Annotated in this window: 19 protein-coding genes and 1 tRNA gene; 15 read left to right on the forward strand and 5 right to left on the reverse strand. The window is 77.4% G+C overall.

Features of this window, described 5'->3' with window-relative positions; all coding sequences use genetic code 11:
* Positions 1-141 precede the first annotated feature (141 nt).
* From cmk to AB8M62_RS07425, 4 genes are all read left to right on the forward strand, one after another.
* Positions 142-873, forward strand: a complete 732-nt coding sequence (gene cmk / locus AB8M62_RS07410; protein ID WP_373694883.1) for a (d)CMP kinase — start codon at positions 142-144, stop codon at positions 871-873.
* Entirely contained in the window at positions 870-1,643 is a 774-nt protein-coding gene (locus tag AB8M62_RS07415; protein WP_369054044.1) for a lysophospholipid acyltransferase family protein, read from the forward strand. Before cmk ends, AB8M62_RS07415 begins: the two co-directional genes overlap by 4 nt.
* The gene (gene der / locus AB8M62_RS07420; RefSeq protein WP_369054045.1) at positions 1,640-3,106 is read left to right on the forward strand and encodes a ribosome biogenesis GTPase Der; all 1,467 of its coding nucleotides are present in this window, start codon (positions 1,640-1,642) and stop codon (positions 3,104-3,106) included. Before AB8M62_RS07415 ends, der begins: the two co-directional genes overlap by 4 nt.
* A gap of 50 nt (positions 3,107-3,156) precedes the next feature.
* Positions 3,157-3,230, forward strand: a tRNA-Pro gene (locus AB8M62_RS07425).
* A gap of 60 nt (positions 3,231-3,290) precedes the next feature.
* Here the strand turns inward: AB8M62_RS07425 and AB8M62_RS07430 are convergent.
* Together AB8M62_RS07430 and AB8M62_RS07435 are read right to left on the reverse strand one after the other, a co-directional pair.
* Complete coding sequence (locus tag AB8M62_RS07430) at positions 3,291-3,701, reverse strand: YkvA family protein (protein WP_369054046.1); 411 nt, start codon at positions 3,699-3,701, stop codon at positions 3,291-3,293.
* Positions 3,698-4,657 (reverse strand): LysR family transcriptional regulator ArgP, encoded by a 960-nt coding sequence (locus AB8M62_RS07435; protein WP_369054047.1) that lies wholly within the window; start codon positions 4,655-4,657, stop codon positions 3,698-3,700. The genes AB8M62_RS07430 and AB8M62_RS07435 overlap by 4 nt, the downstream gene beginning before the upstream one ends.
* Positions 4,658-4,727: 70 nt before the next feature.
* On the opposite strand from AB8M62_RS07435, the gene AB8M62_RS07440 reads away from it, so the two are divergent.
* From AB8M62_RS07440 to AB8M62_RS07465, 6 genes are all read left to right on the forward strand, one after another.
* Positions 4,728-5,345, forward strand: a complete 618-nt coding sequence (locus AB8M62_RS07440) for a LysE/ArgO family amino acid transporter (RefSeq protein WP_369054048.1) — start codon at positions 4,728-4,730, stop codon at positions 5,343-5,345.
* Positions 5,346-5,413: 68 nt separating this feature from the next.
* Entirely contained in the window at positions 5,414-7,069 is a 1,656-nt protein-coding gene (locus AB8M62_RS07445) for a histidine kinase N-terminal 7TM domain-containing diguanylate cyclase (protein ID WP_369069115.1), read from the forward strand.
* A 58-nt stretch (positions 7,070-7,127) separates the two neighbouring features.
* Positions 7,128-8,045, forward strand: coding sequence for an ABC transporter ATP-binding protein (locus tag AB8M62_RS07450; RefSeq protein ID WP_373694882.1), 918 nt, complete (start codon positions 7,128-7,130; stop codon positions 8,043-8,045).
* The gene (locus AB8M62_RS07455) at positions 8,042-8,809 is read left to right on the forward strand and encodes an ABC transporter permease (protein WP_369054050.1); all 768 of its coding nucleotides are present in this window, start codon (positions 8,042-8,044) and stop codon (positions 8,807-8,809) included. Before AB8M62_RS07450 ends, AB8M62_RS07455 begins: the two co-directional genes overlap by 4 nt.
* Before the next feature lie 58 nt (positions 8,810-8,867).
* Positions 8,868-10,001 carry an ABC transporter substrate-binding protein gene (locus tag AB8M62_RS07460; RefSeq protein ID WP_369069116.1) on the forward strand — a complete coding sequence of 378 codons (1,134 nt, stop codon included), beginning with the start codon at positions 8,868-8,870 and terminating at the stop codon, positions 9,999-10,001.
* Complete coding sequence (locus AB8M62_RS07465; RefSeq protein WP_369054053.1) at positions 9,998-11,074, forward strand: LLM class flavin-dependent oxidoreductase; 1,077 nt, start codon at positions 9,998-10,000, stop codon at positions 11,072-11,074. Before AB8M62_RS07460 ends, AB8M62_RS07465 begins: the two co-directional genes overlap by 4 nt.
* 52 nt (positions 11,075-11,126) lie before the next feature.
* Here AB8M62_RS07465 and AB8M62_RS07470 read toward each other — a convergent pair whose 3' ends face one another.
* Positions 11,127-12,119: a CARDB domain-containing protein gene (locus tag AB8M62_RS07470; protein WP_369069117.1), complete on the reverse strand. Its 993-nt coding sequence runs from the start codon at positions 12,117-12,119 to the stop codon at positions 11,127-11,129.
* Between the two features lie 177 nt (positions 12,120-12,296).
* Here AB8M62_RS07470 and hrpA point away from each other — a divergent pair, with 177 nt between their 5' ends.
* Together hrpA and AB8M62_RS07480 are read left to right on the forward strand one after the other, a co-directional pair.
* The gene (hrpA, locus tag AB8M62_RS07475; RefSeq protein ID WP_369069118.1) at positions 12,297-16,481 is read left to right on the forward strand and encodes an ATP-dependent RNA helicase HrpA; all 4,185 of its coding nucleotides are present in this window, start codon (positions 12,297-12,299) and stop codon (positions 16,479-16,481) included.
* 179 nt (positions 16,482-16,660) lie between these two features.
* Complete coding sequence (locus AB8M62_RS07480) at positions 16,661-17,080, forward strand: Hsp20/alpha crystallin family protein (RefSeq protein WP_369054056.1); 420 nt, start codon at positions 16,661-16,663, stop codon at positions 17,078-17,080.
* Positions 17,081-17,392: 312 nt separating this feature from the next.
* Here the strand turns inward: AB8M62_RS07480 and AB8M62_RS07485 are convergent, their stop codons facing one another.
* Positions 17,393-18,349, reverse strand: a complete 957-nt coding sequence (locus AB8M62_RS07485) for a glycosyltransferase family 2 protein (protein WP_369054057.1) — start codon at positions 18,347-18,349, stop codon at positions 17,393-17,395.
* The gene (locus AB8M62_RS07490; RefSeq protein WP_369054058.1) at positions 18,346-19,215 is read right to left on the reverse strand and encodes a glycosyltransferase family 2 protein; all 870 of its coding nucleotides are present in this window, start codon (positions 19,213-19,215) and stop codon (positions 18,346-18,348) included. The genes AB8M62_RS07485 and AB8M62_RS07490 overlap by 4 nt, the downstream gene beginning before the upstream one ends.
* Positions 19,216-19,303: 88 nt before the next feature.
* On the opposite strand from AB8M62_RS07490, the gene AB8M62_RS07495 reads away from it, so the two are divergent.
* The 3 genes from AB8M62_RS07495 to AB8M62_RS07505 all read left to right on the forward strand — a co-directional run bounded on the left by AB8M62_RS07495 (position 19,304) and on the right by AB8M62_RS07505 (position 21,843).
* The gene (locus AB8M62_RS07495) at positions 19,304-20,311 is read left to right on the forward strand and encodes a UDP-glucuronic acid decarboxylase family protein (RefSeq protein ID WP_369054059.1); all 1,008 of its coding nucleotides are present in this window, start codon (positions 19,304-19,306) and stop codon (positions 20,309-20,311) included.
* Between the two features lie 78 nt (positions 20,312-20,389).
* Positions 20,390-21,124 carry a hypothetical protein gene (locus tag AB8M62_RS07500; protein WP_369054060.1) on the forward strand — a complete coding sequence of 245 codons (735 nt, stop codon included), beginning with the start codon at positions 20,390-20,392 and terminating at the stop codon, positions 21,122-21,124.
* Positions 21,125-21,216: 92 nt separating this feature from the next.
* Entirely contained in the window at positions 21,217-21,843 is a 627-nt protein-coding gene (locus tag AB8M62_RS07505; RefSeq protein ID WP_369054169.1) for a DUF4166 domain-containing protein, read from the forward strand.
* Positions 21,844-21,849: the final 6 nt, after the last annotated feature.

The following is a 21,849-nucleotide window of genomic DNA, read 5'->3' on the forward strand; positions in this document are numbered from 1 at the left end:
CGGCGTGCCCGCCGGGCCACCGCCGGGACGGCGGCGTCCCCGCCGTCGTCTAACCTCGAGCCCGTGCCCACCCCCCGCGACACCCCTCCCACCGCGCGCGCGGACGCCCCCGGCGGCGCGGCCCCCGCACCCGTTGCGCCCGTGGTCGTGGCCGTCGACGGCCCCTCGGGCTCGGGCAAGTCCAGCGTCAGCCGCGCCGCGGCCCGCGCGCTCGGCGTGGCGTTCCTGGACACCGGCGCGATGTACCGGGCGGTGACGTGGTCCGCGCTGCGCGCCGGGGTCGACCTGGCCGACGCCGACGCCGTCGCCGCGCACGTGCGCGCGGTGGCGCTGCGGATGGGCACCGACCCGGCGGCGCCGGGCGTGGCCGTCGTCGCCGCCGACGGCACCGAGGAGGACGTCAGCGCCGCCGTCCGCACGCCCGAGGTGACGGCCGCGGTCAGCGCGGTCGCCGCGGTGCCGGCCGTGCGCGCGGACCTGGTGCTGCGCCAGCGCGCGCTCGTGGAGGCCGCCTGCGCCGCCCCGGCGCCGGGCGCGCGCGCCGGGGTGGTGGCCGAGGGCCGCGACATCACCACCGTGGTGGCGCCCGAGGCCGACGTGCGGGTGCTGCTGACCGCCGACGAGTCGGTGCGCCTGGCCCGCCGGGCCCGGCAGGACGTCGGCAGCGCGGACAGCGCCGCCCTGGAGACCGTGCGGCGCGCCGTCGTCGAGCGCGACGCGGTCGACGCGCGCACGACGGCGTTCACGACGGCCGCCGACGGGGTCACCACGCTGGACTCCACCCACCTGGACTTCGAGGGCACCGTCGCGGCCCTGCTGCAGCTGGTCGCCGAGCGCACGGGCCTGCGCCCGGCGGCGGGCGCGGCCCGGTGAGCGCCCCGGGCACCCGGGACGGCTCCGCCGCGGCGGGGTTCGTCCCCCGCGAGCCGCAGGCGTGGACGCGCTGGATCGGCACGGCCTTGGCGCGCGGCGTGTGGGCCGGGAAGGTCCACGGCGCGCAGAACGTCCCGGCCACCGGGCCGGTGCTGTTCGCCGCCAACCACGCCTCGATCGTCGACGGGCCGCTGCTGTACGGGGTGGCGCCGCGTCCGGCGCACTTCCTCGTCAAGCAGGAGGTCTTCCGGCCCGACCAGTCGCTGCCCGGCCGCGTCGTCGGCTGGGCGCTGCTGCGCGCGGGGCAGATCCCCATCGACCGCACCCGCGGGGACCGCGAGGCCCTGCAGGCGGTGCTGCAGGTGCTGGCCGACGGCGGGGCCGCCGGCGTCTTCCCCGAGGGCACGCGCGGGCGCGGCGACGCCGCCTCCGTGCGCTCGGGCATCGCGTGGATCGCGCTGAAGTCCGGGGCGCCCGTCGTGCCGGTGGCGTGCCTGGGCGCCCACCGGCCGGGGCAGCGCAGCGGTCTGCCGCCGCTGCGCCGCCGGCTGCACTTCTGCTTCGGCGAGCCGTTCCGCGTGGAGCAGGAACCCGGCGTCCCGGGGCGCGTGGCGCTCGCCCGGGCCGTCGACCAGGTGCGCGAGGAGCTGTCCGCGCACGTGCTGGAGTCAGTGCGGCGCACAGGGGTGCAGCTGCCCGAGGAGGTGGACGCCGACGAGCTGGGGCTCGGCGACATGGCGTCCGACGACGTGCCGGGAGGCCGACCGTGACCGACGAGACCACCCCCGGCGTCGAGGACGACGCGGGCGTCGAGACCGCGCTGCGCGCCGGGCTGGAGGAGTACGACCTCTCCCCGGAGGACGTCGCGCTGCTGGAGTCCGGCGGCCCCGGCGAGGCCGAGGAGGGCGCCCGCGCCCCCCTGCCGGTGCTGGCCGTCGTCGGCCGGCCCAACGTGGGCAAGTCCACGCTGGTCAACCGGATCCTGGGCCGGCGCGAGGCCGTCGTGGAGGACGTGCCGGGCGTGACGCGCGACCGCGTGACCTACCCGGCGTCCTGGGCCGGCCGCGACTTCACGCTGGTGGACACCGGCGGCTGGGAGCAGAAGGTCGAGGGCATGGCGGCGCAGGTCGCCGAGCAGGCCGAGGTGGCCGTCGAGCTGGCCGACGCCGTGATGTTCGTCGTGGACGCCACCGTGGGCGCGACCGCCACCGACGAGCAGGTCGTGCGGCTGCTGCGCCGCTCCGGCCGGCCCGTGGTCCTCGTGGCCAACAAGGTCGACGGCCCGCGCCAGGAGGCCGACGCCACCGAGCTGTGGTCGCTGGGCCTGGGCGAGCCGTACCCGGTCTCGGCGCTGCACGGGCGCGGCACCGGCGACGTGCTGGACGCCGCGGTGAAGCTCCTGCCGGCCGTCTCGGCGGTGGGCGGGGCCTCGCCGGTGGGCGGCCCGCGCCGGGTGGCGCTGCTGGGCCGCCCGAACGTCGGCAAGTCGAGCATGCTCAACAAGCTCGCCGGCTCCGAGCGCGTCGTCGTGCACCCGACGGCGGGCACGACCCGCGACCCCGTCGACGAGCTCATCGAGCTGGGCGGGCGCACCTGGCGCTTCGTGGACACCGCGGGCATCCGCCGCCGCGTGCACCTGACGCGCGGGGCGGACTTCTACGCCTCGCTGCGCACGCAGGCGGCGCTGGAGAAGGCCGAGGTGGCCGTCGTGCTGCTGGACGCCAGCGAGCCGATGAGCGAGCAGGACGTGCGGATCGTCTCCACGGTCGTGGAGTCCGGGCGCGCCCTGGTCCTGGCCTACAACAAGTGGGACCTCACGGACGAGGAGCGCCGGCACTACCTGGAGCGCGAGATCGAGCGCGAGCTGGTGCAGACGACGTGGGCGCCGCGCGTGAACGTCTCGGCGATGACGGGCCGGCACCTGGAGCGGCTCGTCCCGGCGCTGGACACGGCGCTGGAGTCGTGGGACACCCGCGTGCCGACGGGGCGGCTGAACAGCTTCCTCGGCCAGGTCGTGGCCGCCCACCCGCACCCGGTCCGCGGCGGCAAGCAGCCGCGCATCCTGTTCGGCACGCAGGCCTCCACGCGCCCGCCGCGGTTCGTCGTCTTCGCCACGGGGTTCCTCGAGGCCGGCTACCGCCGGTTCCTCGAGCGCCGCCTGCGCGAGGAGTTCGGCTTCACCGGCAGCCCCATCGAGCTGAGCGTGCGGGTGCGGGAGAAGCGGCGGCGGTGAGGTAGGGTTCTACCCGGCTCGGCCACCCCGACGGGGTGCGCGGGAGCCATCGGGCTGTGGCGCAGCTTGGTAGCGCACTTGACTGGGGGTCAAGGGGTCGCAGGTTCAAATCCTGTCAGCCCGACAGGTTCGCGCCGAACGGGCGCCGTCCACGCGGACGGCGCCCGTTCGGCGTTCCCGGGGTTCAGCGCCCCCGCTGCCCGGCCAGGCGCAGGACGAGGTCCAGCCCCACCGGCGTGCCAGCCCAGTGCCGGCGCACGGCCTGCGGCCCGGCGGCGCGCACGACGGCGCGCAGCACGAGGGCCACCACGACGGCGTCGTCGGCGTACCCGAGGACCGGCACGACGTCGGGCACGAGGTCGAACGGCAGCGCCAGGTACCCCAGCAGCAGGACGAGGTACGCGCGCACCCGCCGCGGCAGGGCCCGGTCGGCGGCCAGCGAGCGCACCAGGCGCAGCAGGTCCGGCAGCAGGCGCAGCGCCTCGCGCAGCGTCGCCTCCGGCGGGCTCAGGCGCCACAGCAGCAGCAGCGCCAGCGCGTACACGAGCAGCAGCCCGGCCAGCGCGCCCAGCAGCGCCTGCACCCACCCGCTCACGCCGGCCCCGGCGGCACGAGGTGGCGGCGCGCGGCGTCCGTCACGGCGCGCGTCACCGCGTCCAGCGCGGGCGAGCGCAGCTTCCACTGCTGCCAGTGCAGCGCGACGTCCACCGCCCCGGCCGGGTCCAGGACGACCAGCCCCGAGCGCTCGTCCGGGCCGCCGGCGCCGACCTGCAGGTCCGGCAGCATCCCCCAGCCCATGCCGAGGTGGACCGCGGCGAGGAAGTCCGCCGAGGCGGGCACGTGGTGCGCGGGCGGAGCCGCGCCCGGACCGGCGACCCGGCGCAGCCAGCGGTGCTGCAGGTCGTCGGCGCGGTCGAAGACGACGACGGGCGCGCGGGGCAGGGCGGCGGCCAGGGCGGCCGGGTCGGCGGTGCCGGTGAGCGCGCCGGGCAGCCAGCGGCGCGCGAACGCCACCGAGGCCACCGGCCGGTAGCGGGCGGCGCCCAGCGCCGTCACCGAGCACCCGGCCACGGCCTCCGGCTCGGTGGTGACGGCGGCGACGACGGTGCCCGCGCGCAGCAGGTCCGCCGTGCGGCCCTCGTCGTCGCGGTGCAGGTCCAGGGCCACCGAGCCCGCCAGCGGGGCCAGGGCCGGCAGCACCCAGGTGGCCAGGGAGTCGGCGTTGACCGCGACCGGCAGGACGGGCACCGCGGGCCCGCCGCCGGCCCCGCCCAGCTCGGCCAGCGCGTCGCCGGCCAGCAGCTCCACCTGCCGGGCCAGGCGCAGCAGCACCTGCCCGGAGGCCGTAGCGCGCACCGGCCGGCTGCGCACCAGCAGGACCCGGCCCGTGGCGACCTCGAGGGCGCGCAGCCGCTGGCTGACGGCCGAGGGCGTCACGTGCAGGACGCGGGCCGCGGCCTCCAGGCTGCCCTCGTCCACCGCGGCGCGCAGCGCCCGCAGCTGGCCGAGGTCCAGGTCCCAGCCCCGTGCCGGCAGCGCTGCGGGATCCACGGAAGCGACGCTAACGCAGCTGCAGGGACGTGAGCTGCGCTTCGGCGGTGGTCGTCCCTACCGTCGTCGCGTGCACCCCGCCCTCGTCGCCGCCGCCTCCGGCCTCGGCCTCGGCCTGTCCCTCATCGTCGCCATCGGCGCGCAGAACGCCTTCGTGCTGCGCCAGGGGCTGCGGACGCAGCACGTCGGGCTGGTCGTGGCGGTGTGCGCGCTCTCGGACGTCGTCCTCATCGCCGCCGGCACGGCCGGCGCCGGGGCGCTCGTGGGCGCCCACCCGCGACTGCTGGACGCGGTGCGGCTGGCCGGGGCCGCCTTCCTCGCCGCCTACGCGCTCCTGGCCGCCCGCCGGGCGCTGCGCCCGGGCGCGCTGGAGGCGGCGGGCACCGCACCGCCCGCGTCGGCGGCCGCCACCGCGGGCACCGCGCTGGCCCTGACCTGGCTGAACCCGCACGTCTACCTGGACACCGTCGTCCTCCTCGGCTCGATCGCGCAGTCCCACGCGGGCCGGCAGTGGTGGTTCGCCGCCGGGGCGGCGCTGGCCAGCGCGCTGTGGTTCACCGCCCTCGGGCACGGCGCCGCGCGGCTGCGCCCGCTGTTCGCCCGGCCCGCCGCCTGGCGGGTCCTGGACGCCGGCATCGCCGTCGTCATGGCGGTGCTCGCGCTGTCCCTGCTGCGCGCGGCCCTCTGACGCCCGCCCGGAGCCTCCAGCCGGCCGCCCGGCGTGCCGAGGACCCCGGGGAGGAGGAGGGGGCCGGCGTGGGACTGGTGCTGGGCGCTGCCTTCGTGCTGTCCGCCCTCGTCTGCGCCCGCACGGGCGTGGTCGCGTGGCGGCGGCGCTCCTCGACCCCGGCGGCCACCGTCCTCGCGGCGACGATGCTCGCCCTCGTCCACTGGTCCGGCTGCGCCGCGCTCGTGCAGCTGTCGGGCGACCCGGCCGTGCAGCGCCTGGCCGTCCACGGCTCGCTGCTCGGCGTGTGGGGGGCCGTCACGGGCCTGTTCCTGGTGTGCCGGACCGTCGTGGACCCGCACCACCGGCCGCGGCCGCTCGTGCGGGCGGTCCTGCTCGGCGTCCCGCTCGCGCTGCTGGCCTCGATGGCCGCGACCGCCATCGTCGGCGGCGGCGACGCGTGGTTCACGGCGCTGGGACCGCGCGAGGGCCGCTTCGTCGCCGAGTTCGGCGCGCTGTTCTGGGTCCACACCGCCTACTGCTACGGCCTGATGTCCGTCGCGCTCGCGGGGCTCGTGCGCTCGTGGGCGCGGGCCTCGCCGGTGTTCCGCCCGCAGCTGGGCACCCTGCTGCTGGGCGCCGTGCCGCCCGTGGTCGGCAACCTCCTCGTCCTCGCCGCCCCCGACCTCGTCGGCCGGCAGGACCTGACCCCGCTGTTCTTCGCGGTCACCGGGCTCATCGACGCCCGCGCCGTCCTGCGCCAGGGGCTGCTGCGCGTGGTGCCCGTGGCCCGCGACGTGGTCGTGGACACCATCGCCGACGCGGTCCTCGTGGTCGACGCCCGCGGCCGCGTCGTGGACGCCAACCCCGCCGCGCACGAGCTGGCCCGGCGCGTGCGGCCGGACCTGGACGCCGACCTCGTGGGCCTGGCCGCCGACCGGGTCCTCGGCCCCGAGCAGCTGGGCGACCTGCCCGGCGGCTCCTCGCGGCGCACCGTCGAGGCCCTGCCCGGCGTGCACCTGGACGTGCGCACGACGCTCGTCTCGGACCGGCGCGGGCGCTCGCTGGGCCGGGTCGTCGTGGTGCGCGACGTCAGCGAGGCCGTGGGCGCCACGACCCGGCTGCGCGCGCAGCTCGCCGAGATCGACCGGCTGCGCGCGCAGCTGGCCGAGGAGTCGGTGCGCGACCCCCTCACCGGCCTGCACAACCGCCGCTTCCTCGACGGCGCGCTGGCCGCCGCCCTGCGCGAGGCGCGGGACACCGGGCGCCCGGTGGCCCTGCTCGTCGTCGACGTCGACCACTTCAAGCGCGTCAACGACACCCACGGCCACCCGGTCGGCGACGCCGTCCTCGTGGCGGTCGCCGACGCCCTGCGGGCGTCCGCGCGACCCGGCGACGCGCTCGCCCGCTTCGGCGGGGAGGAGTTCGTGCTCGTCCTGCCCGCGACACCCGAGCGCGCCGCGCGCGAGCGCGCCGAGGACCTGCGCCGCCGCTGCGCCGCCCTCGCGGTCCCGGCCGGCCCCACCGCCGGCCCCACCGCCGGCCCCACCGCCGGCCCCACCGCCGGACCCGGACGGGCGGTGCGCCCCACGGTGTCCGTGGGCGTCGCCGTCCACGACGGCCCGACCGGCGGGCCGGGCGCGGCCGGCGCGCTGCTGGCGGCGGCGGACCGGGCGCTGTACGAGGCCAAGGCCGCCGGCCGCGACCGCGTCCGCGTCGCGGAGGCCGTCGCGCCGGCGCCGTGACGGGCGGACCCGCCGGGCGCCGCCGGGTGCTCCGGACCCCCCTGGGTAGGGTCGCAGCGTGCCGGAGGACGGGTCGCAGCAGCGGGCGGGAGCGCCCGGCCCGCCGGACGGCGGCGGGCTGCGCGTCGCCGACGCCTGCAAGACGTACGGTTCCGGGCCGGGCGCGACGACGGCCCTGAGCCACGTCGACCTCGACGTGCCCCGCGGCCGGTTCGTCAGCGTCATCGGGCCCAGCGGCTGCGGCAAGTCCACCCTGCTGCGGCTGGTGGCCGGGCTGGAGCAGCCGGACGCGGGGACGGTGTCGGTGTGCGGCGAGCCGCCGGTGCGCGCCGCCGAGCGCAAGATGGTCGGCTTCGTCCCGCAGGTGCCGGCGCTGCTGCCGTGGCTGGACGTGCTGGGCAACGTGCGCGTGCTGGAGCGGGTCAACCGCCGCGCCCCGCGGCGCGCCGGCCGGGGCGGGGCGCCGGTGGACCCGGTGGCCCTGCTGGAGCGCCTGGGGCTGGGCGGGCTGCTGCACCGGCGCCCCCACGAGCTGTCCGGCGGTCAGCGCCAGCGCGCCGCCATCGCGCGGGCGTTCGCGCTGCGCCCCGACGTGCTGCTCATGGACGAGCCGTTCTCCGCCCTGGACGAGTTCACGCGCGAGGCGGTCCAGCTGCAGCTGCTGGACGTGTGGCAGGAGCACCGCACCACGGTGCTGTTCGTCACCCACTCCGTCAGCGAGGCGGTCCTGCTCTCGGACACGGTCGTCGTCATGGCCCGCCCGGGCCGGGTCGAGGCCGTGCTGGACGTGGAGCTGTCCCGCCCCCGCCACCACGACCAGCTCGACTCGGCGGCCATGCACGAGATGGAGCACCGGGTCCGCGTGGCGCTGGGGTCCGCCTGGACCCAGGACGCGGCGCCGGACGAGACCCGGGGCGCGACCCGGAGCGCCACCCGGGACGTGCGGGGCGCACCGCCGGCGGGTGCCGCCCGGTGAGGTCCGCCCTGCACCCGCGCACGTGGGTGCCCACCGTCGTCGCGCTGCTCGCGGCCGGGACCGTCTGGACGCTCGTGGCGCGCGACAACCCCTACGTGCTGCCGCGGCTGTCCGCGGTGGGGGCCGAGCTGGCCGGCGACCCCGGCTTCTACGCCGCCAACGCGGCCACCACCCTCGGCGAGGCGCTGCTGGGCCTGCTGGTGGGCGCCGTCGCCGCGTTCTGCCTGGGGGTGGCGGTCTCGGAGTCCGCGGTGCTGCGCCGCGCCGTCATGCCGCTGGCCGTCGTGCTCAACGTGACCCCCGTCGTGGCGGTCGTGCCGGCGCTCATCGTCGCGTTCGGGTTCGGGATGACGCCGAAGGTCGTCGTCACCGCGCTCATCGTGTTCTTCCCCGTCCTGATGAACACCACGACCGGGCTGCGCTCGGTACCGCGGCCGGTGCTGCAGGTCTTCGGCACGGTCGCCGCCAGCCGGCTGGACGTGCTGCTGCGAGTGCGGGTGCCGTACGCGCTGCCGTACCTGTTCTCGGCGCTGCGGGTCGCCTTCCCGCTGTCGCTGGTCGGCGCGGTCGTCGCCGAGCTGCTGGCCGCCGGCGCGACCCGCGGGCTGGGCACCGTCATCAGCGTGGCGTCCTCGAACTCCCAGCTGGGCACGGTGTGGGCGGCGATCGCGTGCCTGGCCCTGCTGGGGGCGCTGCTCCTGCTCCTCGTGAGCACCGTCGAGCGGCGCGTGCTGGGATGGCACGAGTCGCAGCGCCCGACCTGACGCCCGACCCGACGCCCGACCCGACGCCCGACCCCGCAGCACCCACCGAGGAGCAGCCGTGCCGCCCACCCCCCGTCCCGCGCCCGCCCGCCGCCGGGGCGCCGTCCTCACCGGCGCCCTGAGCGCGGTCCTGCTGCTCGCCGCCTGCGGCGGTGGCGACGGCGGCGCGGGGGACGGCGGGGCGCCCCCGGCGGAGCGCGCCGCCGAGGGCTCGGCCGTCAGCGAGGAGCGCTGCGCCGCCAACCGGGAGGCGGGGACGGTCACCTACGTCACCGGCTACCAGTTCCAGGCCTCGGCGAGCATCCTCGACCCCGTCGCCGCGGAGGCGCTGGGGTACTTCGACGCCGTGTGCCTGGACGTGCAGCTGCAGCCGGGCACGGGGGAGACGGCGCAGAACGCGCAGCTGGTCGCCGCCGGCACGGCCCAGGTCAGCTCCATCGCGGGCAACGCCGACGTCCTCGTCAACGTCGCCAACGGCGTGGACGTCACGGCCGTGGCCACGTTCGGGCACGTGCCGGTCGCCACCCTCATGACGGGCCCGGAGATCACCTCGCTCGCTCAGCTGGAGGGCACGACGCTGGGCCACAAGGGCGCCCTGCCGGTGACGATCGAGGCGATGCTGCGCGCCGACGGCGTGGACGTGGACCGCATCACCCAGGTCGTCGTCGGCTACGACCCGACCGTCCTGGTGCGCGGGCAGGTGCAGTCGCTGACCGGGTACAAGTCCAACGAGCCGCTGACCCTCGCCGAGCTGGGCGAGGAGGTCGTGCAGTGGGACCCGGAGGACTACGGCGTCCCGGGCTCGATCGCCACGACGATCGTGAACCCGGCGTTCCTGGCCGAGCACCGCACGGCCGTGGAGGACTTCCTGCGCGCCCAGCTGCGCGCGTACTCGTACTGCGAGGAGAACGCCGCCGAGTGCGTCGGCTACGCGGCCGAGCGCGCGCAGGCCGGCTACGACGAGGAGCACAACGCCGCGGTGTGGGAGGTCGAGAGCGGGCTGGTCGACTCCTCGCTGCCCGCCGGGCAGCCGCTGGGCACGCTGGACGAGGAGCTGATGAGCACCGAGGCGCGCTTCCTCGTCGAGAGGGGGCAGATCCCCGCGGCGCCGGACCCGGCCACGTTCACCGACCCCGCCGTCGTGCCGGCGCTCTACGACGACGCGGGGCAGCTCGTCTGGCCGGTGCCGTGAGCGGTCCCGCGACCGGTCCCGCGACCGGTACCGCGACCGGTACCGAGTACGGGGTGTTCCTGCCGGTCGCCAGCGGCGGGTGGATCGTCTCCGACACGGCGCCGCGCCCGCCGGCCACCTACGAGCACAACCGGCGTGCCGCGCTGATCGCCGAGGACGCGGGGTTCGACTTCGTCCTGTCGATGGCCAAGTGGCGGGGTTTCGGCGGCCGCACCGACCACTGGGGCGAGACGCTGGAGTCGGTGACGCTCATGGCGGCGCTGGCCGAGGCCACCGAGCGGGTCGGGGTGTGGGCGACGGTGCACACCAACCTCGTGCACCCGGCCGTGGCCGCGAAGGTGCTCGCCACCCTCGACCAGGTCTCCGGCGGGCGGGCGGGCCTGAACGTCGTCGTCGGCGCCTACGAGCGGGAGTTCTCCCAGATGGGGTTGTGGGACCCAGCCCAGAGCCACGACGACCGCTACCGGATGACCGACGAGTGGATGCGGCTGGTCGACCGGCTGTGGACCGAGCCGTCGGTGACCGCGCGGGGGGAGTTCTTCTCGCTGGACGACTGCGTCTCGCGCCCGCACCCGGCGCGTCGCCCGCGGGTCGTCGGTGCCGGGCGCTCGCCGGCGGGGCTGGCGTTCCAGGCCGAGCACTGCGACGGCTCGTTCCTCACCGCCGAGGACGTCGAGGGGCTGCAGGTGGCCGGTGCGCAGGTGCGGCGCCTGGCCGCCGAGCGGGGGCGCAGCATCCGCACGTACGCGATGCTCACCGTGGTCCTGGACGAGACGGACGCGGCCGCGCGGCGCCGGTTCGCCGCGTACGGGCGCGGGTACGACCGCGAGGCCATCACCGCGATGAAGCTGTCGTGGGGCCTGCCGCTGGAGCGGGCGATGTCGATGACCGCCGGCGACGAGGCCCACGAGGCGTTCCAGACGGCCGTCGTCGTCGGCGGCCCGGACTCGGTGGTGGAGCAGGTGCTGGAGCACGTGGAGGCCGGCGGCCTGGACGGGCTGATGCTCGTGTTCCCCGACTACCTGGTGGACCTGCCGGCCTTCGGCGAGGTCGTGCTGCCGCGCCTGCGCTGAGCGCCCGGGAGGGGTTCCCGGGCGCCCGGCGGCGCGTGTCGGGCGACGGGTGTCAGGCCGTGGGCGCGGGGAACGCGTAGGAGACGCGGTCGGTGGAGGTGGCCGTGGCCACCACCGCGTCGTCGACCAGGCTGCGGCGCTGCGTGGTGAGGGAGTCCACGTCCCAGCGGGCGAACCCGGCGGTGGTGCCGCCCGCGCAGCCCAGCCCGGCGAGGTCGCCGGCGCGGTCGCGCAGGATCGCCCGCAGGACGACGTCGGCGCTGACGGTCACCGGGGCCCGGTGGGCGTCGGCGACGGCGTAGACGGCGTCGGGGGAGGAGCGGAACGGCCCGGCGGCGGTGTCGCCGATCGCGACGCGGCCCAGGTCGCGGACGGTGCCGGCCACGGCGGTGCCGCGGGCGTCGTAGCAGGCGGCGCTGAGGGTCCCGGACAGGCGGGAGGAGACGTAGCTGGGGCGCGTGGACGGGCCCAGGGTGCTGCGCACGCTCACCCAGCGGTCGGTGCCGGTGCCGGTGACGACGACCTCGCTGGAGACGGTGTCGCTGCCGGTGCGGGGGGTCAGGGTCCGGTCGCGGCGGTTGTTCCGCTCGTCGGACTCGGCGATGCGGCGCGCGTCGTCGACCTCGGCGGTGATGCGGTGGGCGCCGGCGGTGGCGGTCCAGACGGCGGTGGCGGCCGGGCCGCCGTTGGCGGTCACGGTGCGGCTCGCGCCGGGCGCCAGGGCCGCGGTGGAGGAGTCCGACCAGGTGGTCATGACGCCGTCGACCTTGAACTGCACGCCGTGCACGACCCCGGCAGGGGTGGCGGCGGTGCCGCGGTTGGCGATGGTGGCGCGGAAGGTGACGGGGGCGCCGACGACGGGCGAGGACGGGCCCCAGGAGACGGCCGTGACGACGAGGTCGGGCGCGCCGGCGGCGGACGCGGGTGCGGCACCGGCGAGGGCGCCCGCGGCGACGAGGGCGCCGGCGGCGGCGGCCAGGGCGCGGGTGCGGCGGGTGGTGCGGGTGCTGGTGCGGGCGCTCGTGCGGCTCTGCAGCGTGCTCATGGTGTTCCCTCCGTGGCGCGGTGGCGCCTTCCGGCCGTCGCCCCCCGGTGACGGTCCGCGACCGACTGTGAGGCCGTCGGGGGACGCCGCACAAGCGAGTCACCCGTTTCGCTCACCCCTGGTGACCGAAGTTGCTCCGAACGGGTGAGCGAGTGGGGGACCTAGACTCGAGGCGCCATGTCGGACGCCCCCTCTCGTCGCTCCTCGCGCCGTCGCCCCTCCCGCTCCCGCCCCGGCTCCCGGGGCGCCTCCGGGGGTGCCGGCCGCCCGCTGCCCGCCGACCCGCGCGTGGACGCGCTCGTGCAGCGCCTGGCGGGCGTCTCGCTGCGCGAGGAGCAGCGGCTGCGCCGGCGCCTGGCCCTGCCCGGCGACCTGGACGAGCTGCTGGCCGACGTGGCCGCGCAGACGGCCACCGCCGAGGAGCGCACCGCGCGCCGGCGCGCCTCCGTGCCGGCGCTGCGCTACCCCGCCGAGCTGCCCGTCAGCCAGGACAAGGACCGCATCGCCGCCGCCCTGCGCGAGCACCAGGTCGTCGTCGTGGCCGGGGAGACCGGCTCGGGCAAGACCACCCAGCTGCCCAAGATCGCCCTGGAGGTCGGCCGCGGCGTGCGCGGGCGCATCGGCCACACCCAGCCGCGGCGCATCGCCGCGCGCGCCGTGGCCGAGCGCGTCGCTGAGGAGCTGGGCACCGAGCTGGGCCGCGCGCCCGGCTCCCTCGTCGGGTACGCGGTGCGCTTCACCGACGAGGTCGGCGAGGACAACCTCGTCAAGGTCATGACCGACGGCACCCTGCTGGCCGAGGTGCAGCGCGACCCCGAGCTGCTGGCGTACGACACCCTCATCGTCGACGAGGCCCACGAGCGCAGCCTCACCATCGACTTCCTGCTCGGCTACCTGGCCCGCCTGCTGCCGCGCCGGCCCGACCTCAAGCTCGTCATCACCTCCGCCACCATCGAGACCGAGCGCTTCTCCGAGCACTTCGGCGGCGCGCCCGTGCTGGAGGTCTCCGGGCGCACCTACCCCGTCGAGGTCCGCTACCGGCCGCTGGCCGCCGAGGAGCTCGTGGAGGAGCCCGAGGAGGGGGACGACGGCGCCGAGGCCTCCGCGCTGCGCGAGGACGACCGCGACCAGACCGAGGGCGTCCTGGACGCGCTGCGCGAGCTGGCCGCCGAGGGCCCCGGCGACGTGCTGGTGTTCCTGCCCGGCGAGCGCGAGATCCGCGAGACCGCCGAGGCCGTGGAGGGGCTGCGGAAGGAGCGGGGGTTCCGCGACCTGGAGGTCCTGCCGCTGTTCGCGCGGCTGTCCGCCGAGGAGCAGCACCGGGTGTTCCGCCCGCACGGCGGCCGGCGCGTGGTGCTGTCCACCAACGTCGCCGAGACGTCCCTGACGGTGCCCGGCATCCGCTACGTCGTCGACGTCGGCACCGCGCGGATCTCCCGGTACAGCACCCGCACCAAGGTGCAGCGCCTGCCCGTCGAGCGCGTCTCGCAGGCCTCGGCGAACCAGCGCGCCGGCCGCTGCGGGCGCGTCGCCGACGGCGTCTGCATCCGCCTCTACTCGGAGGCGGACTTCCTGTCCCGCCCGGAGTACACCGACCCGGAGGTGCTGCGCACCAACCTGGCCGCCGTCATCCTGCAGATGGCCTCCCTGGGGCTGGGCGACATCGCCGCGTTCCCGTTCATCCAGCCGCCGGAGCGGCGCGCGGTCGCCGACGGCCTGGCGCTGCTGACCGAGCTGGGGGCGCTGGAGGAGGCCCGGCCCGGCGACCGCGGCCCGCGCCTGACCCGCACCGGCCGCGACCTGTCCCGCCTGCCCATCGACCCGCGCCTGGCCCGGATGGTGCTGGAGGGCGGGCGAAACGGCTGCCTGCACGACGTCCTCGTCGTCGTGGCCGCCCTCAGCGTGCAGGACCCCCGCGAGCGGCCGCTGGAGCAGCGCGAGCGCGCCGCCCAGCTGCACGCGCGCTTCCGCCACGAGCAGTCCGACTTTCTCAGCCTGCTGAACCTGTGGCACCACCTGCGCGCCGAGCAGCGCCGGTTGTCCTCCTCGGCGTTCCGGCGCACCGTGAAGGCGGAGTTCCTGCACTACCTGCGCATCCGCGAGTGGCAGGACACGTACACCCAGCTGCGGCGCATCGCCCAGCGCGAGCTGGGGATGGACGTCGTCGAGCCGGACCCGCTGCCCGAGGCGGACGCCGCGCCGGCCGGGGACGGCGCGGGTGCGCCGCCGCGGGACCGCTTCGCGGGCCTGTACGACGCCGACGCCGTCCACCGCTCGCTGCTGGCGGGCCTGCTCGGCGGGATCGGCCTGAAGGAGGTGCGCGAGGAGCGCCGCCGCGGCCGGGGCGAGCGGCCCGCGCAGCAGGAGTACCTGGGCGCGCGCGGCGCCCGCTTCGCCGTGTTCCCCGGCTCGGCGCTGGGCCGGCGCTCGCCCGACTGGGTCGTGGCCGCCGAGCTGGTCGAGACGACCCGCCTGTGGGCGCGCACCGTCGCCGCCATCGACCCGCGCTGGATCGAGCCGCTGGCCGGGCACGTCGTCAAGCGGCAGTACTCCGAGCCGCGCTGGTCGCGCAAGCGCGCCGCCGTCGTGGCCACCGAGCGGGTCACCCTGTACGGGGTGCCGGTCGTGGCCGGGCGCACCGTCGCCTACGGCTCGGTCGACCCGGAGCTGTCGCGCGAGCTGTTCATCCGGCACGCCCTCGTCGAGGGCGACTTCGAGACCCGCCACGAGTTCTTCGCCCGCAACCGCGAGCTGCTGGAGGAGGCCGAGGAGCTGGAGCACCGCGCCCGCCGCCGCGACATCGTCGTCGACGACCAGGCGCTGTTCGACTTCTACGACGCCCGGGTGGGCGCCGAGGTCGTCTCCGGCCGGCACTTCGACACCTGGTGGAAGCGGGTGCGCCGCGAGCAGCCGGACCTGCTGACGTTCGACCCGGCGATGCTGGTGGCCGACGACGAGGCCGTCAGCGAGGAGGACTTCCCCCGCACCTGGGTGCAGGGCAGCGGGTCCGGGACGCTGGAGCTGGCGCTGACGTACGTGTTCGAGCCCGGCTCGCCGCAGGACGGTGTGACCGTCGACGTGCCGCTGGAGGTCGTCAACCGCTTCGACGACCGCGACCTGGCCTGGCAGGTGCCGGGGCTGCGGCACGAGCTGGTGACGGCGCTGGTGCGGGCCCTGCCCAAGCAGCTGCGCAAGAACCTCGTGCCCGCCCCCGACGTCGCCGCCCGGTTCCTGCAGCGCGTCAGCGCCCGCGCGGAGGACTTCTGGACCGCGTTCGAGCGGGAGATGCCGCGCCTGGGCGACGGCACCGAGGTGTACCTGGAGGACGTCGACTGGGCGAAGGTCCCCGACCACCTGCGCGCGACGTTCCGCGTCGTGGCGCCGGACCCGGCGAGCGGCGAGCTGCGGGAGCTGGCGCGCGGCAAGGACTTCGCCGCCCTGCGCGAGCGGCTGGCCGGCCGGGTGCGCGAGACGCTCACCGAGGTCGCCGACGACCTGCGGGTGGACGGCGCGCGCTCGTGGGACGACCTGCCCGAGCGCGTCCCGGAGACCCGCACGTCGGTCGTGCGCGGCGCCGAGGTGACCTCCTGGCCGGCGCTGGTCGACGAGGGAGCGTCGGTGGGCCTGCACGTGTTCGCCACCGCGGCGGAGGCGCAGCGCGCGCACCGCGACGGCGTGCGGCGCCTGCTGCTGCTGGTGCTGCCCTCGCCGCTGCGCGCCGTGCAGGCCGGACTGCCCAACGACGCCAGGCTGCTGCTGGCGCGCGCCCCGCACGGCAGCGCCGCCGCCGTCCTGGAGGACTGCCTGGTCGCCACCGTCGGCGAGCTGCTGGACGCCGAGGGCGGCCCCGTGCGCACCCGCGCGGAGTTCGACGACCTGGCGCGGCGGGTCGGCGCCCGCCTGGGCGCGGCCACCGCCGAGACGGTGCAGCGCGCGCTGCGGGTGCTGCGCTCGGCCGCCGAGGTGGAGCGGGCGATCTCGCGCACCACGAGCCTGGCGCTGGTGCCGTCTCTGACGGACGTGCGCGCGCAGTTCACCGGCCTGGTCCACCCCGGGTTCGTCACCGAGGCCGGCCCGGCGCGGCTGCCGGACCTGCTGCGCTACCTGCAGGGGATCGGGCGCCGCCTGGCCGCGGTGCCCGACGACCCGCAGCGCGACCGGGTGCGGATGGCCGAGTTCTCGCGCGTGGCCGACGCGTGGGCCGACCGCGTCCGCCGCGCCGGGCCGCTGGTGCCGCGCGAGCTGGCCGACCTGCGCTGGACGCTGGAGGAGCTGCGGTTGCAGCTGTTCGCGCAGGGGGTCGCCACCGCGCACCCGGTCAGCGAGCAGCGGGTCATGCGGGCCCTCGCCGAGATCGCCTGACTTCCCCCGGGAGGCGCCCGGACCCGTTGCACCGCAGCCGGTCGGGGTCTCGAGCGGATCGCCGCGCACCTCTTGCACCCGGGCGCCGGGAGTGCTACCACAGTGCTGTGCCGACCGGGCGGGGACCGGCCGGCACGGGGTTCACAGCGCATCTCCTCACGACGACGGAGGTGGTGACGATGCTGATGCGCACCGATCCCTTCCGGGAGCTGGACCGCCTGACGCAGCAGTTCCTGGGGACCACGGCCAGGCCGGCGGTGATGCCGATGGACGCCTGGCGCCGCGGTGACGAGTTCGTCGTGGAGTTCGACCTCCCCGGCGTCGACCCGTCCACCGTGGACCTCGACGTGGAGCGCAACGTCCTGACGGTGCGGGCGCAGCGGCCCGTGCACGAGGGCACCGACGAGATGATCGCCGCCGAGCGCCCGCGCGGGGTGTTCAGCCGCCAGCTCATCCTCGGCGACAACCTGGACACCGAGCGGATCAGCGCCAGCTACCGCTCCGGCGTCCTGACCCTGCGGGTACCGGTGGCCGAGCGGGCCAAGCCGCGGCGCATCGAGGTCCAGCACGCCGATGACCAGCAGGCGATCAGCGGCTGAGGCCGACCCGGCCGCGGACCTCCTCGTCGACCTGCTGCTGCTCGAGGTCGAGGCGAGGTGGCCGTCCGCGGCCGGGGACTCCCCGGACGGCGCGGGCGACGGCGCGCGGGGTGCCGGCGGCGGGAGCGGCGGCGGGGACGAGCCGCCCCGGGCGCCCGCGCGGCCGGCGGCGCTCGCCGCGCCCGCACCGCCGGGGCGCCCGGCCGCCCGCGGCGCCGGGCCGGCGCGCGCACCCGGCCGTCCGGCCCGGGCGCGCGCCCCGTGGCGGCGGGTGAGGTCGCCCCCGGAGCACCGGCACCGGGGTGGGCGGGCTCAGCCGTAGTGCCGCGAGCGCGACTCGCGCTGCGCCTGCTCCAGGCTGGCGAAGCGCGCCTCGGCGTGCGGGGGCAGCACGCGCCGCTCCCGCACCAGCCACGGCAGGCCGCGGACCGCGTCCAGCACGCCCAGCGCGCTGACGCGGTCCCGCGGCACGCTGGACAGCAGGAACCCGGTGCGCCGCAGCGCCGCCGGCACCGGCCGGCGCAACCACGTGAACCACAGCGTGTTGCGCACCCCGTGCCGGCGGCGCAGCGCCGACTCGCGCAGCACCGACGCCTGGTGGTGCACGACGAGGGCCTCCAGGTAGCACAGCTCCCAGCCGGCGGCGGCCAGGTCGGCGGCCAGCAGCTCCTCCTCCCCGCCCAGCCACAGCCGCCGGGAGAAACCCCCGACGCCCAGGAAGGCGTCGCGGCGCACCACCGAGGCGCCCGCCAGGAAGCTGCCCAGCGCCGGGCCCGGCAGGTCCGGGGCGCCGGGCACCGGGGAGTCGCGCAGCTCGGCGACGATGTCGTCCTCGCGCGAGCCCGGCTCGACGAGGATGCGGGCGGTCAGGACCGCCACCCGCGGGTCGGCGTCCAGGACGTCCGCGGCGCGCGCCAGGGACCCCGGCTCCCACCAGGTGTCGTCGTCGCAGAAGGCCACGTACGGCGTGGACGCCGTCGCCACACCCGTGTTGCGGGCCACGGCGCCCTGGTTCTCCGGCAGGACGACGACGTCGAGGCGGTCCGCGCCGGCCGTGCCGCGCGGGTGCGCCGCGCGCAGGGCCGCGGCCGTGCCGTCGGTGGAGCCGTTGTCCAGCACCACCACCCGCGGGCGCTCGGGCAGGGCCAGCAGCCGGCGCACCGCCAGCAGCGCCTCCTCGCGCCGCTGCCAGGTGATGACGACGACGGTGACCCGCGCGTCGGGCGGGCCGTCGAGCGGTTCCTCCGGCCAGGTCGCGGGGGCGCTCACCGGCCGATCACCGCGAGGCGGCGCTCGACCTCCGGGCCGGCGAGGTGGCGCCGGCGCAGGGCGCCCGGCATCCGGCGGGCGGCGTCCAGCACGCCGCCGCGCTCGTGCGCGGGCCCGCGCAGCGCCCGCAGGGTGTCGCGCGCGGCGACCCGCACCGGCCGGCGCATCCACGCCGTCAGCAACCTGTTGCGCTGCAGCAGGCGCAGCCGCTGCTCGGGGGTGCTGCGGGTGGGGGAGGGGTGGTGGTGGGCGACGACCTCGTCGACGTACGCCAGGCCCCACCCGGCGGCCACCAGGTCGTAGGTGAACCGCTCCTCCTCGCCCGCGAAGTGCACGACCGGGTCGAAACCCCCCACCGCCAGGTACGGCTCGCGGCGCACCACCGCCCCGCACGCCAGGAACCCCAGGACGTCCGGGCCGGGCAGGTCGTCGCTGCGCCCCCACGGCGCCGCGGCCATGTCGTCGCACACGCCGTCCAGCTCCTCGGCCGGCCCCACCAGCAGGCGCGCGGCGAGCACCGCCATCCGCGGGTGCGCCGCGAACAGCTCCCCGGCGCGCACCAGCGCGCCGGGCGCCCACCAGGAGTCGTCGTCGGCGAAGGCCACCAGCGGCGTCTCGGCGGCCCCCACGCCGAGGTTGCGCCCGACCGCGCCCAGGTTCTCCCCGGCCTCCAGCACGACCAGCGGCGGCAGGCCCTCCTCGCGCCGCCGCCGGCCCTCCGCGCGGGCCACCTCCACCGTGCCGTCGCGCGAGCCGTTGTCGACGAGCACCACCGGCGCCTCGTGGCGGGGCAGGGACCGGCGCAGGTCCTCGGCGCGGTCGCGGGTGGCGACCACGACGGTCACGGGCAGGGCGGGGGAGGTCACGGCGGCACGCTAGCGGCCCGCCGCCGGCCCGCACCCCGCGCGGCCCGCGGGCGCGTCGGCCGCGCGCGCCGGGCCGCCGGGTGGTTGCATGCCCAGCGTGCAGCACACGCAGCAGTCGCAGCCCGCACCGGAGCAGGCGTACCGGGAGCCGCGCACCTTCTCCCGCGCCGTGGTCACCGGCGGCGCCGGTTTCCTCGGCAGCCACCTGTGCGAGGCGCTCCTGGACGCCGGCGTCGAGGTCGTCTGCCTCGACAACTTCCTCACCGGCGTGCCCGACAACGTCGCCCACCTCGTGGACCACCCCGGCTTCCGGCTGCGGCGCTGCGACATCACCGAGTACGTGCACGTCAGCGGCGAGGTGGACCTCGTGCTGCACTTCGCCTCCCCGGCCTCGCCGGTGGACTACCTCAAGCTGCCGCTGGAGACCATGAAGGTCGGCGCCACCGGCACCTGGAACGCGCTCGGGCTGGCCCGCGCCAAGGGCGCCCGGTTCCTGCTGGCCTCCACGTCGGAGACGTACGGCGACCCGCAGGTGCACCCGCAGCCGGAGACGTACTGGGGGCACGTGAACCCCGTGGGCCCGCGCGGCGTCTACGACGAGTCCAAGCGCTACGCCGAGGCGCTGACCACGGCCTACCGCACCGCCCACGGCGTCGACACCGCGATCGTGCGGATCTTCAACACGTACGGCCCGCGGATGCGCGCCGCCGACGGGCGCGCCATCCCCACCTTCATCCGCCAGGCCCTGGCCGGTGAGCCCGTCACCGTCGCCGGCGACGGCTCGCAGACCCGCTCGATCTGCTACGTCGACGACCTGGTCGACGGCATCCTCGCCCTGGCCGCCAGCGGCCACCCCGGCCCGGTGAACATCGGCAACCCGGAGGAGCTGAGCGTGCGGGAGATCGCCGAGGACGTCATCGCCGGCGCCGGGTCCGCCTCCACGATCGAGTACGTGCCCCGCCCCGTGGACGACCCCCAGGTGCGCCGGCCGGACACGACGCTGGCGCGCACCGTCCTGGGCTGGGAGCCGCGGGTCGGCTGGGCCGACGGCCTCAAGCGCACCGTGGAGTGGTTCCGGGAGCAGCAGGCGCGCTGAGGCGGACCCGCCCGGTCGGCGCGACCTGACCGGGCCGAACACCACCGCGGTCGGGTGCCGCCCGGCTAGCGTGATCGCGTGCCGCCCCTGTTCGTCGACACCCTCGTGCGCTGCGACGCCGACGTGCTGTGGCGCCTGACGCAGGACCCCGCCCAGCACCCGCGCTGGGACCTGCGCTTCTCGGCGATCCACCCCGAGGCGCCCGCGGACGGTGCGGACGGTGCGGACGGGCGGCAGCGGTTCACCTACGTCCTGTCGCTGCCGCACCCGTGCCTGCCGCTGGTCACCGTGACCGGCACCGGCGTCTCGGCGGGCGAGCGGCGCGGGGCGGACGGCCGGGGCACGTCGGCGCTGCGGTTCTCCCCGCACGGGCGCCTGTCGCCGCTGGGCGAGGGGTCGGGGTACTGGCGCTACGAGCCCACCGCGCGGGGCTTCCGCTTCAGCACGGGCTACGACTACACCCCCGGCTGGGGCCCGCTGGGCCGCCTCCTGGACCCGGTGCTCGTGCGGCCGGCGGTCGGCTGGGCCACCGCGTGGAGCTTCGACCGCCTGCGGCTGTGGGCGCAGGAGGGCCTGGACCCCGCCCGGGCCCGCGACCGCGCCCTGGCGGACGCGGCGGCGCGGGCGCTGCTGGTCGCGCTCGCGGTCCCGGCGCTGCGGACCGGGCGCCCGCGCGGGGCCGCGGTCGCGGCGCTCGCGGTGGCCGCCGCCGCCCTCGTGCCCGTGGGTCGCGGCACCCCCTCCGCCCGCCGGTGCGGGCGCCGGCCGGTGCGCCCCGAGCGTCCGGTGAGCGCCCCCGTGAGCGCCCCGTGAGCGCCGTGGAGCCCGTGCCCGGGTCCGTGCCGGACCTGGCGGGCAGCGTCGTCCTGGGCGCGCTCGGCGAGGACGCGCACCGCCTGCACCCGATGCTGCGCCGGCGCTTCGGCGTCTCGACCGCCGCCGGGTACTCCTGCGTGGGCCGCGGGACGATGGACCGGGTGTGGCACGGGCCGGCGTGGACGCTGCCGTTCCTGCACCTGGGCGCCTGGCGCAACATCCTCGTCCCGGACGCGGCCACCGACGTGCCGTTCAGCGTCGAGAACTACGCGTACCGCGACTCCCTGGGCCGCGAGACCGTCACCGTCGTGCGCACCTTCGAGGTGCGGCCCGGCCGGCGCCGCCGCTTCGACGCCACGCTCGTGGCCGACGGGCCCGGCCGGGTCCTGGACTACCTGGGCACCCACCAGCACCTCGCGGTGGACCTGCGCCCCTCGGTGCTGCCGGACGGCAGCCTGCGGATCGTCTCCGGCGCGCAGCGCTTCCACGAGGGACCGGTGAGCTTCCGCTTCCCGATGGCGCTGTCCGGCACCGCGGTCCTCACCGAGGGCTGGGACGAGCGGCGCGAGCGGTTCACGATCGACGTCGCCGTCTCCAACGCCCGGTTCGGGCCGCTGGCCGGCTACTCGGGCAGCTTCACGTGCGAGTTCCCCGCCGTGGTCGGCGACGCCGTGCCGCCCGCCGTCCGGCCCCTGCGCGAGGAGGCCCGCCGCTGACGGCGG

Source organism: Kineococcus terrestris (genome assembly GCF_041020755.1).
In the GTDB taxonomy this organism is placed as follows: Bacteria; Actinomycetota; Actinomycetes; order Actinomycetales; family Kineococcaceae; genus Kineococcus; species Kineococcus terrestris.